Origin of the sequence: Romboutsia sp. (genome assembly GCF_035470145.1) — a bacterium.
GTDB lineage: Bacteria > Bacillota > Clostridia > Peptostreptococcales > Peptostreptococcaceae > Romboutsia_D.
The window spans coordinates 1-12,712 of the sequence record NZ_DATIRC010000224.1; the positions used below are offsets into that span (position 1 = coordinate 1).

Annotated in this window: 18 protein-coding genes; 17 read left to right on the plus strand and 1 reads right to left on the minus strand. The window is 28.2% G+C overall.

Annotation, left to right across the window (positions count from 1 at the left end; translation table 11 throughout):
• The 10 genes from VLM92_RS09520 to VLM92_RS09565 form a co-directional block, all read left to right on the plus strand.
• Window positions 1-386, plus strand: a 386-nt coding sequence (locus VLM92_RS09520; RefSeq protein WP_325276107.1) for a hypothetical protein, incomplete at its 5' end; no start/stop codon positions are given.
• Between the two features lie 104 nt (window positions 387-490).
• Window positions 491-1,036 carry an NADH peroxidase gene (locus tag VLM92_RS09525; RefSeq protein ID WP_325276108.1) on the plus strand — a complete coding sequence of 182 codons (546 nt, stop codon included), beginning with the start codon at window positions 491-493 and terminating at the stop codon, window positions 1,034-1,036.
• A gap of 25 nt (window positions 1,037-1,061) precedes the next feature.
• A complete protein-coding gene (locus VLM92_RS09530; protein WP_325276109.1) occupies window positions 1,062-1,400 on the plus strand; it encodes a DUF1540 domain-containing protein in 339 nt (112 codons plus the stop codon).
• Between the two features lie 176 nt (window positions 1,401-1,576).
• On the plus strand, window positions 1,577-2,515 hold the full coding sequence (gene prmA, locus VLM92_RS09535) for a 50S ribosomal protein L11 methyltransferase (protein ID WP_325276110.1): 939 nt from the start codon (window positions 1,577-1,579) through the stop codon (window positions 2,513-2,515).
• An 8-nt stretch (window positions 2,516-2,523) separates the two neighbouring features.
• A complete protein-coding gene (locus tag VLM92_RS09540) occupies window positions 2,524-3,276 on the plus strand; it encodes a 16S rRNA (uracil(1498)-N(3))-methyltransferase (protein WP_325276111.1) in 753 nt (250 codons plus the stop codon).
• Window position 3,277: 1 nt separating this feature from the next.
• Entirely contained in the window at window positions 3,278-4,579 is a 1,302-nt protein-coding gene (mtaB, locus tag VLM92_RS09545) for a tRNA (N(6)-L-threonylcarbamoyladenosine(37)-C(2))-methylthiotransferase MtaB (RefSeq protein WP_325276112.1), read from the plus strand.
• 43 nt (window positions 4,580-4,622) lie between these two features.
• The gene (locus VLM92_RS09550) at window positions 4,623-4,973 is read left to right on the plus strand and encodes a histidine triad nucleotide-binding protein (RefSeq protein ID WP_325276113.1); all 351 of its coding nucleotides are present in this window, start codon (window positions 4,623-4,625) and stop codon (window positions 4,971-4,973) included.
• Window positions 4,974-5,133: 160 nt separating this feature from the next.
• The gene (gene rpsU, locus VLM92_RS09555) at window positions 5,134-5,313 is read left to right on the plus strand and encodes a 30S ribosomal protein S21 (RefSeq protein ID WP_325276114.1); all 180 of its coding nucleotides are present in this window, start codon (window positions 5,134-5,136) and stop codon (window positions 5,311-5,313) included.
• A gap of 25 nt (window positions 5,314-5,338) precedes the next feature.
• Window positions 5,339-5,782 (plus strand): GatB/YqeY domain-containing protein, encoded by a 444-nt coding sequence (locus VLM92_RS09560; protein WP_325276124.1) that lies wholly within the window; start codon window positions 5,339-5,341, stop codon window positions 5,780-5,782.
• A gap of 118 nt (window positions 5,783-5,900) precedes the next feature.
• The gene (locus VLM92_RS09565; RefSeq protein ID WP_325276115.1) at window positions 5,901-6,398 is read left to right on the plus strand and encodes a TspO/MBR family protein; all 498 of its coding nucleotides are present in this window, start codon (window positions 5,901-5,903) and stop codon (window positions 6,396-6,398) included.
• Window positions 6,399-6,520: 122 nt separating this feature from the next.
• On the opposite strand, the gene VLM92_RS09570 is transcribed toward VLM92_RS09565, so the two are convergent.
• Window positions 6,521-7,402 carry a hypothetical protein gene (locus VLM92_RS09570; RefSeq protein WP_325276116.1) on the minus strand — a complete coding sequence of 294 codons (882 nt, stop codon included), beginning with the start codon at window positions 7,400-7,402 and terminating at the stop codon, window positions 6,521-6,523.
• 325 nt (window positions 7,403-7,727) lie between these two features.
• Between VLM92_RS09570 and VLM92_RS09575 the strand changes: the two genes are divergently transcribed.
• The 7 genes from VLM92_RS09575 to era all read left to right on the plus strand — a co-directional run.
• Window positions 7,728-7,964: a YabP/YqfC family sporulation protein gene (locus VLM92_RS09575; RefSeq protein ID WP_325276117.1), complete on the plus strand. Its 237-nt coding sequence runs from the start codon at window positions 7,728-7,730 to the stop codon at window positions 7,962-7,964.
• Between the two features lie 12 nt (window positions 7,965-7,976).
• Window positions 7,977-9,269, plus strand: coding sequence for a sporulation protein YqfD (gene yqfD, locus VLM92_RS09580; protein WP_325276118.1), 1,293 nt, complete (start codon window positions 7,977-7,979; stop codon window positions 9,267-9,269).
• A 23-nt stretch (window positions 9,270-9,292) separates the two neighbouring features.
• A complete protein-coding gene (locus VLM92_RS09585; RefSeq protein ID WP_325276119.1) occupies window positions 9,293-10,288 on the plus strand; it encodes a PhoH family protein in 996 nt (331 codons plus the stop codon).
• Between the two features lie 36 nt (window positions 10,289-10,324).
• The gene (gene ybeY / locus VLM92_RS09590) at window positions 10,325-10,783 is read left to right on the plus strand and encodes an rRNA maturation RNase YbeY (protein ID WP_325276120.1); all 459 of its coding nucleotides are present in this window, start codon (window positions 10,325-10,327) and stop codon (window positions 10,781-10,783) included.
• Window positions 10,784-10,788: 5 nt separating this feature from the next.
• On the plus strand, window positions 10,789-11,505 hold the full coding sequence (locus VLM92_RS09595; protein WP_325276121.1) for a diacylglycerol kinase: 717 nt from the start codon (window positions 10,789-10,791) through the stop codon (window positions 11,503-11,505).
• A 194-nt stretch (window positions 11,506-11,699) separates the two neighbouring features.
• Entirely contained in the window at window positions 11,700-12,110 is a 411-nt protein-coding gene (cdd, locus tag VLM92_RS09600) for a cytidine deaminase (protein ID WP_325276122.1), read from the plus strand.
• A 31-nt stretch (window positions 12,111-12,141) separates the two neighbouring features.
• The coding region (gene era / locus VLM92_RS09605; RefSeq protein ID WP_325276123.1) for a GTPase Era at window positions 12,142-12,712 on the plus strand (571 nt) is incomplete at its 3' end.

Sequence of the window (12,712 nt, forward strand, 5' to 3'; positions counted from 1 at the left end):
ATTGGTATAAAAAATACAGGATAAGACCGCCTTTTGTCAGAGAAGGATATATGAAGAATCCTCAAAGTTTGTCACGATATATATCATTAGATAAGGTAAATGCATTTAAAAATAAAAAGCCTAAGGCAAAGAAGATTATATTTATAGAAGATAAGTATATAGATGAGACTGAAAAAGTATTATATATTTTTAAAGAAAGCAAAAACTTAGATAAAACAATTGAAAACGAAGAAAAAATAAAAGTTTATAATGCATATGAATTAAAAGAAGAATTAAAAGAATCGTTAGAAGAAATTTATACATTAGTATTAGATAATAATATGGCTATTGATTTTAAGTTTTCGGTTAAGGATGATAACAATAATATTATAGAAGACAACTGTTAAATACATATACAATAAATTAAAAAACATCTGAATAATAACAGTTTATATACAAATAATAGATACGTGTAAAATTTATAAAATTAATAGTTGAAAGGGAATTTTTTATGAAAAAATATGTTTGTACAGTATGTGGATACATTCATGAAGGTGATGCTCCACCAGAAGTTTGTCCAGTTTGTAAAGTAAGTGCAGATAAGTTTGATGAAGTTAAAGGAGAACTTGCATGGGCAGATGAGCACAGAATAGGAATAGCTAAAGATATAGTCCCTGAAATAGTAGAAGGATTAAGAGCTAACTTTATGGGGGAATGTACAGAAGTAGGTATGTATTTAGCAATGAGCCGTCAAGCAGATAGAGAAGGATACCCTGAAGTTGCAGAAGCATATAAAAGAATAGCTTATGAAGAAGCAGAACATGCTGCTAAATTTGCTGAATTGCTAGGAGAAGTTGTTGTAGCTGATACAAAGTCTAACTTATCTGCTAGAGTTGAAGCCGAATATGGTGCTTGTGCAGGTAAAAAAGATTTAGCAGGATTAGCTAAAAAACATAATTTAGATGCTATTCATGATACTGTTCATGAAATGTGTAAAGATGAAGCTAGACATGGAAGAGCTTTTAAATGGTTATTAGATAGACATTTTTCTAAATAAGAGTAAATACATAGGAGGTATTAAAATGACTAAAATAAATTGTAGTGTAAATAATTGTTCTCATAATGAAAAGGAAACTTGTTATGCAAATCGTGTTAATGTAGGTGGAAGCGGAGCAAAAAATCCTCATGATACTTGTTGTGGGTCCTTCCTTGATAAGTCTAATTATTCAAAATTAACTAATAATACCAATTCTAAAGGAGCTTGTAATTGCTTAGTTTGTGAAGTTGAAACTTGTGAATATAACAATAATAAACTATGTAGTGCAGAAACTATATCAGTTTCAGGAAATGATGTTAATATATATACAGAAACAAACTGTTCTACATTTAAATCAAAATTCAAACCAAATGTATACTTATAAGTAAGTAAAATAATTTAATTATATTAAAGAGAAGAGGCTGACAGCAAATAGTTGTCAGCTTTTTATATATGTATTACAAAATAGATTAAAGAATGGTATTAAAGATAATAATAATTATGATATAATAAAGTTTATGAAAAAATAAGACGATTAAACATAAGGATGGTGCTTAAAAGATGAAATGGGCTGAAATAACAATAAAGACTACAACTGAAGCAGTTGAAGCTATAACTAATATATTATATGAGCAAAATGTAGGTGGAGTGTCTATAGAAGATCCTAAAGATTTCAAATTCCAAAAGGAAAATGAATATGATTGGGATTTTGTAGGAGAAGAAATATTCAACAGCGGATACGATGGAGTCATAATAAAAACTTACATAACAGAAGAAAGAGACGTAACAGAAGACATAAACAGAATAAAAGAAAAAATACAAGGATTAAAAGAGTTCGGAATAGATATAGGAGAGGCTATAGTTGAGCTTTCTGAGGTTGATGAAGAAGATTGGGCTAACGAATGGAAAAATTACTATAAGCCAACAAAATTAGGACAAAAGGTAGTAGTAAAACCAACATGGGAAGAATATGAAGAGCAAGAAGGCGATTTAATAATAGAATTAGACCCGGGGATGGCTTTTGGAACAGGAACTCATGAAACTACAACTATGTGTATAAGAGAACTTGAAAAATACGTTAAACAAGATTCAAAAGTATTTGATATAGGTTGTGGAAGTGGAATACTTGCAATAGCTGCTGCGAAACTTGGAGCAAAAGAAGTTTTAGCGGTTGACTTAGATGAAGTTGCTGTAAAAGTATCTAAAGAAAACATAGAATTAAATAAAGTAGAAGACAAAGTAGTTGCAAAGCACGGAAATTTAATGGATGTAGTAAGTGATAAAGCAGATATAGTAGTTGCAAATATAATAGCAGATATAATAAAAATATTAGCAAAAGATGTTCATAACTTTATGAAAGATGACGCAGTGTTCATATCTTCAGGTATAATACATGCTAAAGTTGATGAAGTTAAAGAAAGCTTAATAGAAAATGGATTTGAAATAGTAGAAGTTCAAAGTTTAGGTGAATGGAATGCTATAGTATCTAAGTTTAAGTAGGTGAGATTATGGATAGATTTTTTGTAGAAAAGAAAAATGTTAATTTAGAAAATAACACATGTATTATAGAAGGTGAAGATGTTAAGCATATATCTAAGGTTTTAAGATGCAAAATCGGACAAGAATTAGAAATATGTGATAATGATAATAATGAGTATATATGTGAAATAACAGATATAGATAAAAGCATTGTAACTTTAGGTATATTAGAGCGTGTTGATGTAAAAAGAGAGTCTGATTTAAAAATCAAACTATATCAAGGGCTACCAAAAGGACCTAAGATGGAAATGATACTTCAAAAGCTTACAGAAGTTGGTGTTGATGAAATAGTATTAGTTCAAACTAAAAGAAGTGTGACAAAAGTTGACGATAAAAAAGAAGATAAAAAAATCGAACGTTGGGAAAGAATAATATATGAAGCTGCAAAGCAAAGTAAAAGAGGACAAATTCCTAAATTAAGAGGAGTTTTAACTTTTAAAGAAGCTTTAGCAGATATGAAAGAAAATGACTTTAATATAGCTCCTTATGAAAATGAAAGAACAAAATCGATTAAACAAGCTATAAAAGGTGTAAATATAAATAACATAGGTATTTTTGTAGGTCCAGAAGGTGGATTTGATAATATGGAAATACAAGAAATAGAGGCAATTGGAGGTCAATCAGTATCTCTAGGGCCTAGAATATTAAGAACAGAGACAGCATCAGTTGTCGCTTCATCTATAGTTTTATATGAATTAAGCGACTTAGGAGGAAATGAATAGTATGAAAAAGGTAGCTTTTTACACATTAGGGTGTAAAGTAAATCAATATGAAACAGAAGCTATGCTTGAGATGTTTGAAAAAGAAGGATACTCTCAAGTTGATAGTGAAGAATTTGCAGATGTTTATGTTATAAATACATGCACAGTAACACATATGAGTGACAGAAAATCACGTCAATATATAAGAAGAATGAAAAAGAAAAATCCAGATGCAATAATAGCAGTTGTTGGATGTTATTCTCAAGTATCTCCAGAAGAAATACTTGATATAGAAGAAGTAAACTTAGTAATGGGAACTAATGAAAGAAGAACAATAGTTGAAGAAATTAAAAAACTAGATGCAAGTAAAAAAGTTAGTACGGTTGACGATATAATGAAGGTTAGAGCTTTTGAGGAAATAGAAATTAGTCAATCTAATGGAAAAACAAGAGCATTTATGAAAATACAAGATGGGTGTGACAGATTCTGTTCTTACTGTATAATACCTTATGCAAGAGGTGGTAAAGTAAGAAGTAGAAGTATGGAAAGTATAATAGAAGAAGTTAAAAAATTAGCATCTAATGGATACAAAGAAATTGTTTTAACAGGTATACATGTTGCATCTTATGGAAAAGACATAAAAGATGATCAAATGACTTTATTAAATGTAATAAAGGAAATAAATAAAGTAGAAGAAATTCAAAGGATAAGATTAAGCTCAGTTGAACCTGTTTTATTTACGGATGAATTTGTAAGTGAAGTTTCTAAAATGAAAAAAGTATGTCCACATTATCATTTATCATTACAAAGTGGATGCGATGAAACTTTAAAAAGAATGAATAGAAGATATACTATAGAAGAATACAAGACTATAGTAGATAGATTAAGAGAAAATATACCTAATGTAGCAATAACTACAGATGTAATAGTAGGGTTTCCTGGGGAAACTAATGAAGAGTTTAATAAAACTTATGAATTCTTAAGGGACATTGAACTTTCTCAAATGCATATATTTAAGTATTCACCTAGAAAAGGTACTCCAGCAGCTACTATGGAAAATCAAATAGATCCTCAAATGAAGCAATTTAGAAGTGAAAAACTTTTAAATTTAAGTAAAGAAAACTTTAATAAATTTGCAAGCAAGTTTATAGGAGAGGAACTAGAAGTGCTATTTGAACAAAATATAGTAGACAACAAGTATGAAGGATTAACTCCTAACTATATAAGAGTCGTAGTAGATAGTAATGAAGATATTCGAGGTCAAATACTAAAAGTTAAAATAAGAGACGTAAAAAATGAATATGTAGAAGGTATTTTAGTATAAGACGTAGAAATAAAACTTTTGTATAGAATAGGAGGTGTTACAAATGAGTTGTATATTTTGTAAAATAGTAAATGGTGAAATTCCATCTAGCAAAGTTTATGAAGATGATAAAGTGTTAGCGTTTAATGATATAAACCCAGTGACTCCATACCATATATTAGTGATACCTAAAAAACATTATGACAGTATAATAGATATACCAGAAAAAGAAATGGAAATTATTGCACACATTCATAATGTGATTAATAAAATAGCTAATAAGGAAGGTTTCGATAAAAAAGGATTTAGAATTATAAATAACTGTGGAGAAGATGGTGGTCAAGAAGTAAAGCATATTCACTATCATATTCTAGCTGGTAAAAAGCTACCTCTTTATGAAGCAGAGAAAAAATAGTTTTAATTCAAAAAATAACTTTGTTATTAAACAAAATACTTGAAAAAAAATTAAGATTAGTTTATAATAAACAAAGTGTGAGGTTGTAATGCATTTATGCAGATATAATCGTAGTTACAGTCCCAGCATAATTCGCGCTATCGGAGGGAGGGAAAAAGAAATGTCAGAAGTAAGAATAAGAGAAAATGAAACATTAGACAGCGCTTTAAGAAGATTCAAGCGTTCATGTGCAATGTCTGGCATCATGTCTGAAGTTAGAAAAAGAGAGCACTATGATAAGCCAAGCGTTAGACGTAAGAAAAAGGCAGAAGCAGCAAGAAGAAAAAACGCTAAGAAATAGTAAAAAGAATAAAGAGGTGAAGGGAATGTCCCTTAAACAAAAGTTACAAGAAGATTTAAAGTCTTCTATGAAGAACAAAGATGCAGTTAGAAAATCTGTAGTAACTTTGATAAGAGCTTCTATAAAGCAATACGAGGTTGACAATAGAGTTGAACTTGAAGACGATGGTATTATTGATATAATATCTAAACAACTAAAGCAACGTAAAGATGGTTTAGTTGAGTTTACAAAGGCTGGGAGAGAAGACTTAGTAAGTGAAGCAGAAGCTGAAATCGAAGTTTTAAAAGAGTACCTACCTCAACAGTTAAGCGAAGAAGAGCTAAACAAAATAGTAAAATCTACTATATCTGAACTAGGAGCAACTTCTATGAAAGATATGGGAAAAATAATGTCGGCTATTAAACCTAAAGTAAAAGGTAGAGCTGATGGCAAACTTATAAATGAGTTAGTAAAAAATAACTTACAATAGATTAAAAACCTAGAGAGGAATCTCTAGGTTTTTTGTATTTAAAAACTTGTCATAATAAAATGGTCTTGTACATATTTATTAATTAAAAGAATACAAAAGGAGAAAGAGGGGGAAAGTTTTGATTATATCAGTAAAAGAAATTAGAAATTTTTTAATAAGTGTACTGATACCATTAATTGTAGGATATGCAAGTAGTTTTATATCTCAACTGCTAGCGGGAGTTGAGATTTCTACTTATTATTCTCAATTAATAAAACCTGGATTTGCACCACCAAGCTTTATATTCCCTATAGTTTGGACAATACTTTATATACTGATGGGCATATCAGCATATAAAATTATGAAAAAAGGATATGAACTTCAAAAGGTTAAAGACGCTATGTTTTATTATTGGTTACAATTAGCATTGAATTTCATGTGGAGTATTTTATTCTTTGGTATGGATTTAAGATTTACAGCTTTAGTAACTTTAGTAGTATTGTTTATAGTAGTAGTAGTGATGGTTATAAAATTTGCTAAGATAGATAAAAAAGCAGCTTATTTGAATATTCCATATATCATTTGGCTTTTATATGCTTTAGCTTTAAATTATTTTATATGGATGATAAATAGATAAATAGAAGTAATAAGATTTTATTGACTACATATATATTGGTTATGGTCTAATAGCGTATCAAAAAAATTAAATCCACTATAAAAAATACTGAGATTTATTTCTCAGTATTTTTTATAGTGGATTTACAATAAGGAAATTTCTTGTACTATTAGAGATAGTGTATTTATGGTTATATAAAAACCTTTATTAAAATTTATTTTTCCTAAATCATCTTTGTAGTTATATTTAAACTTATAACCTTCAATTACATTATTATAAGTGTAAGTATTTACATAATCTTTATCATAAAATAAATTTTCAAATTCATCACCAAATTTTTCTTGCAAATAAGTATCAACTAGCTTTTTTGAATCTTCTTTATTTAGGGTTGGAGAAATATTAATATTGTTTTGATGATTCTGATATATATATATAATTTTTCCTGTATTATCTAAAATTCTTATTTTAAAAATTTTATCAGGAGTTTTAAAAAAATATTGATAAAATTTATTATTAGGATTACTTTCAAAAAAAACTTCATAATATTCATCTATAATTTTATTATTAATTAAAGAATAATTAAAAAAAATATTTATAGCATTTATAGAAATTTCACGGATATAATCTATAGATACATCTTGAGGATAAGTATCTAATAAGTTGTTATTAGGTAAATTGAAAAATCTAATATTATTGTAATCTTTAGCTTTAGAAACACTTTTTATATTAATATCTTTATTATGCGTTGAACTCTTATTATACCTTATAGGGAAAAAGTATTGTATTGAAGATACAAAATTAAAATAACTATAAATTAATCCTTGTAGTAGATTTAAAGAGTAGACATCCAGTTTATATTTTCTTAAGGTTTCTAAATCAGACAAAATATTTAAATTGAGTTGTAGCAGAGTGTTTAAATTATCTTCAGAATTCTTATCAAACTTAACTGAATTAATATCATCAAGTATCAGAGAATCTTTTAAAATATATTCATAAAGGTAGCAAATGAGCTTTATATTTCTCAAGTTTTCTTGTTTTATAGTAGATAAAAGATTTGGAAATTGGTATGAATTTGAATGTATTGATGCATTAATTAAGAAATCTACACATATACATTTTTGAACTAAACATATAAAAGCGTTTTTCATGTAACCATCCTTCCTTAAAAAATATAGTTATATTATATAGATATTTTATTCTAAATATTAGTATAAGTTTACACACATATATAAATAAAATAGTATTATAAAACATAGTGATTATATATAGATATTCTAAATAAATTTTAAAAGAATTAAAAATGTAATTTAAGTAGATTATTAACATAAAATATATTAAGGAGGTATATGTATGATAGAGATATCGGCTGACCTACTGGTAAATCAACCTACAGTAACTATTATAGGGAATACATTTATAAGTATAGAAAATTACTTATCCATAACAACTTATGAGGCTGATTTAATAAAAATAAAAACAAAAGTAAAATCAATTAAAATATCTGGGGACAAACTTTCACTAAAATATATTACTGATGGCGAGATAGGTATAAAAGGGACTATATACACTGTAGAATATGTGGATTAGGAGGAAATACACGTGATAAGTTATATTAGAGGATACTATATTATAACAGTAGAAGGTATAGGAATTGAACGATTTCTAAATCATCTTATAAGGAGCAACATAAGAGTTTATAATGTAAATAGAACAAGCAACACAAAAATAGAATTTTGTATTGAAAGACAAGACATGAAAGCTTTTAAACAAGCATATAGGGGAAGTAATTTCGAAGTTAAAATTAAACAAAAAACAGGAATACCTTTTGTTTTAAAAAGGATCTATAAATTAAAAGGTATGTGGATTTGTGCTATAGTTTCTTTGATGTTGTTAATGTTTACATCTCAATTTGTAACAGATATATATATTAAAGTTCCTGAGGGTATAAAAAAAGAGGAAATAAGAAAAGAGCTATATAATGCAGGTCTTAAGCCAGGAATATACAAGAAAAATATAGACAGAAAAGAAGTTAGAGATCACATAATGTTAAAATTTGATGAGGTTGCATATATATCTATAAATGTAAGGGGTACAAATATATTTGTAACAGTCACTAAAAAAGCAGAAACCCTAAAATCAACACAAGAATCAAATTATTGTAATATAATTGCAGAGAAAAATGGTATAATAGAAAAGGTTATTCCAAGAAGTGGAAATCAAATTGTAAATTCTGGTGACATTGTTCAAAAAGGTGACGTTTTGATAAGTGGTGCCAATACAAAATCAGTACCAGAGGTATGGGCAAGTACTTTTTATGAAGTATCTAAAAGTGCTAATTATGAAGATACTATAAAAAAGAAAACAGGGAACAAGAAAAAAGTATATACCATAAGTTTCTATAATAAAAAATGTACAATAAGGAGAAATATAAAATATAAGGAGTATACTATAGATAATAAAGAGTATAAATTATCTATGGGAGATTATACATTTCCTGTAAAAATAAATATAAGTACTTTTAATGAAACTAAAGATGTTAAAATAAAAAAAGATAAAGAAAAACTTAAAAAGGAATTATCAGAAAAATCTTTGAAAGAGTTAGAATATATAATACCAGCTTCAGCTAGAGTTGTAGATGTATCGCATGATTATAAAGTTAATAAAAATATGTTAGAATATGTAATAACAGTACAAACATCTGAAAATATAGTTCAGATAGATCATCTTAGTAAAGCAGAAGCAGAACAGTTGATAAAAGATCAAAACAATAGTAAGGATGGAGAAGAACCCATTCCTCAAAATCCCGACAAAAGGCCTATAAATGATATAAGAAATGAATTTGAAAATAATGAAAATGATACTGATAAAAAAGACTTACGAGAAAATCAATAATAGATATTAAGGAGGAACTTAAATTGATAGTACAAAAGAAATTTATAGTATCAGAAGAAACATTTGAAAGAGAGTTATTTGGAAATTTTGATGAAAATATAAAATTAATAGAAGAGGCATTAAATATAGATGTAATATTAAGGGAAGGAAATATAGTTTTAATGGGAGATGAAAAAAATGTAAATCAAGCATTGAAACTTATGAATGAATTACATCAAACTGTTTCAAATGGTAAGAAATTAGATAAACAAAGTATATCATATTCTATCTCTCTTTTGTTTGAAGGTAGTCAGGCTAAGATAAAAGAACTAGAGGGCGCCATTGTTTTAACTAAAAAAGGAAATCCTGTTTGCCCAAAGACTTTGGGTCAAAAAGAGTACATAGAACTTATAAGAAACAATGACATAACATTTGGAGTAGGTCCTGCAGGTACAGGTAAAACATATTTAGCAGTTGCTATGGCGGTAAAGGCATTTAAAAAGGACGAGGTAAGTAGAATAATACTTACAAGACCTGCTGTTGAAGCTGGAGAAAGCCTAGGTTTTTTACCAGGCGATTTAAAGGATAAAGTAGATCCATATCTAAGACCTTTATATGATGCTTTATTTGATATGTTAGGACCAGATAAATTTAATAAATATTTAGAGAGAGGTACTATTGAAGTTGCTCCTCTTGCATTTATGAGAGGAAGAACTTTAGATAACGCATTTATAATACTAGATGAAGCACAAAATACAACACCAGAGCAAATGAAGATGTTTTTAACTAGACTTGGGTTTGGATCAAAAGCAGTAGTAACAGGCGATTTAACTCAAACGGATTTACCAGAAAAGAAAAAAAGTGGTCTTTTGCAGGCAATAGGAGTTTTAAAAGGTGTAGAAGGTATAGGCAATATAATGTTAACGGACAAGGATGTTGTAAGACATGAATTAGTTCAAAGGATAATAAGAGCTTATGACAGATTTGATAAAAGAGAAGAAGACAGAAAATTAAAGCAACAAGAGAATAAAAAGAAATAAGAATATAAAATTTTACAAAGGAAGAAGTGGTAGGATATGGAACTTATAATAGATAATAGACAAGATAAAATGGATGCAAGTGAAGCATTAATAGAAAAAATAAAAGATATCATAGTAGAGTGTTTAGATTATGAAGGATATGACGATGATTATGAAGTAAGTTTATCTTTTGTAGATAATAAGGAAATACACGAATTAAATAGAGAATATAGAGGTATAGATAGAGCTACAGATGTATTATCATTCCCGATGTTAAGTGATGAGTTTGATATTGAGCTAGAAGAAGAATCTTTAGGAGACATAGTGATTTCTTTAGAGAAGGCATTTGAACAAAGTATAGAATACAATCATAGCTTTGAAAGAGAAGTATGTTTTTTAGTTTGCCACAGTGTATTTCATCTTTTAGGATACGATCATGATACTGAAGAAAATACAAAAGAAATGAGACAAAAAGAAGAATATATATTAAACAAGCTAAACATAACAAGGGAGTAAAATTTATGAAATCTAAAAAAGCACGTCAGGGGATAATTCAAGCATTTAATGCTGCTATAGAAGGGATATTATATACTTTCAAATCAGAAAGAAATATGAAAATACATTACTTTGTAGCTGTAATAGTGCTTGTAGCAAGTTTGTTTTTTGATTTAACTAAAGTTGAGATGATAGTACTTATATTTTCTATAAGTTTAGTTGTAATATCAGAAATGTTCAATACTGCTATAGAAAAGACCATAGATATGGTAACTGATACGTATCATCCCCTTGCTAAGATAGCAAAAGACGTTGCGGCAGGAGGCGTTTTAATTGCAACATTAAATTCAGTTGTGGTTGGGTATATAATATTTTATGATAAATTGACAGATGTATCTGATTCATTAATATATACCATAAGACAATCAAAGCTTCATGTAACTTTGATTTGTATAGTGTTAGTACTTATAGCTGTTGTAGTAGTAAAAGCATTAACTTCAACTGGAACTCCTTTAAAAGGAGGGATGCCTAGTGGCCATTCAGCATTATCATTTGCAATGGCTACAATTATAACGCTTATTACGGCAGGACTTGTAACGTCAACCCTAGCATATCTAATGGCAGTTTTAGTTGCTCAAAGTAGAATCGAGGGAAAGATACATACATTTTGGGAAACAGTAGCAGGAGCTTTATTGGGTGCTTTAATAGGGCTTTTAGTTTATCAAATTCAAATAGTTAGTTAACAATTAAAAAAAGGGGATGTTAAATTTATTAGCAGGCCTTATACAAAAAAGAAGTCTGCAAGACTTCTTTTTTTATGTTATAATGTAATGTACTAAACAAAATTATTAATAATAAATTATATAAAAAGAAGAATATTTATCATACATTTTTTATAATATAGATTTATAGAAATGAAATCTAGGAGGAACATGTTATGAATAATAAAGAATTATTAAAAATAGCAGAAGATGCAAGAAAATATTCTCATTCTCCTTATTCAAATTTTAAGGTGGGAGCAGCACTTTTAACGAAAAACAATAAAGTTTATACAGGATGTAATATTGAATGTGCATCTTTAGGAGGAACTAATTGTGCTGAAAGAACAGCTATATTTAAAGCTATATCAGAAGGTTGTAGAGATATAGAAGCGATAGCAATAGCAAGCGATAATTCGGAAAAAAATGAAGCTACATACCCATGTGGAATATGTAGGCAAGTAATAATAGAGTTTGGAACGGAAATAAGGATAATAACAGGATACTCTGAAGGTGAAATATATGAATGTAAAATAAAAGATTTAATACCTAATTATTTTTTAGGAAGTGACTTTAAAGAAGTTAAATAATACAAAAGAGAACGATAGGAGAAATGACAATATGTTTAAATCAGGATTTGTTAGCATAGTAGGAAGACCTAATGTAGGTAAATCTACTCTTATGAATAATGTAGTTGGAGAAAAAATAGCAATAATGAGCGATAAGCCTCAAACGACAAGAAATACAATACAAGCAGTATACACAGATGAAGAGTGTCAAGTTGTATTTTTAGATACGCCAGGGATACATAAGCCTAAAAATAAACTAGGTGAATTCATGGTTAAATCAGCTACAGATGCATTTAAAAATGTAGATTTAGTACTATTTGTAGTAGATGATTCTAAAAAAATAGGGCCTGGAGATAGAAAAATAATAGATGACTTAAAAAATATAAAAACTCCAGTGGTTTTAGTTATAAACAAAATGGATCAAATAGAAGAACAAGATTTATTTGATATGATGAAAATGTACCATGCTGAAGGTGTATTTAAGCAAATAGTGCCTATATCAGCATTAAAGGGAAGAAATGTTAAAGAATTATTAAAAGTAATACAAAATCATTTAGAAGAAGGTCCAAAATACTTCCCGGATTACATGATAACTGACCAACCAGAAAGAGTATTAGTATCAG

Excerpts from the sequence above, each read along its gene's own strand:
- cdd (WP_325276122.1), top strand. The coding sequence starts at position 11,700 with ATGAATAATAAAGAATTATTAAAAATAGCAGAAGATGCAAGAAAATAT.
- VLM92_RS09560 (WP_325276124.1), top strand. The coding sequence starts at position 5,339 with ATGTCCCTTAAACAAAAGTTACAAGAAGATTTAAAGTCTTCTATGAAG.
- VLM92_RS09575 (WP_325276117.1), top strand. The coding sequence starts at position 7,728 with ATGATAGAGATATCGGCTGACCTACTGGTAAATCAACCTACAGTAACT.
- VLM92_RS09595 (WP_325276121.1), top strand. The coding sequence starts at position 10,789 with ATGAAATCTAAAAAAGCACGTCAGGGGATAATTCAAGCATTTAATGCT.
- VLM92_RS09530 (WP_325276109.1), top strand. The coding sequence starts at position 1,062 with ATGACTAAAATAAATTGTAGTGTAAATAATTGTTCTCATAATGAAAAG.
- VLM92_RS09540 (WP_325276111.1), top strand. The coding sequence starts at position 2,524 with ATGGATAGATTTTTTGTAGAAAAGAAAAATGTTAATTTAGAAAATAAC.
- prmA (WP_325276110.1), top strand. The coding sequence starts at position 1,577 with ATGAAATGGGCTGAAATAACAATAAAGACTACAACTGAAGCAGTTGAA.
- VLM92_RS09550 (WP_325276113.1), top strand. The coding sequence starts at position 4,623 with ATGAGTTGTATATTTTGTAAAATAGTAAATGGTGAAATTCCATCTAGC.
- ybeY (WP_325276120.1), top strand. The coding sequence starts at position 10,325 with ATGGAACTTATAATAGATAATAGACAAGATAAAATGGATGCAAGTGAA.
- VLM92_RS09525 (WP_325276108.1), top strand. The coding sequence starts at position 491 with ATGAAAAAATATGTTTGTACAGTATGTGGATACATTCATGAAGGTGAT.
- mtaB (WP_325276112.1), top strand. The coding sequence starts at position 3,278 with ATGAAAAAGGTAGCTTTTTACACATTAGGGTGTAAAGTAAATCAATAT.
- rpsU (WP_325276114.1), top strand. The coding sequence starts at position 5,134 with ATGTCAGAAGTAAGAATAAGAGAAAATGAAACATTAGACAGCGCTTTA.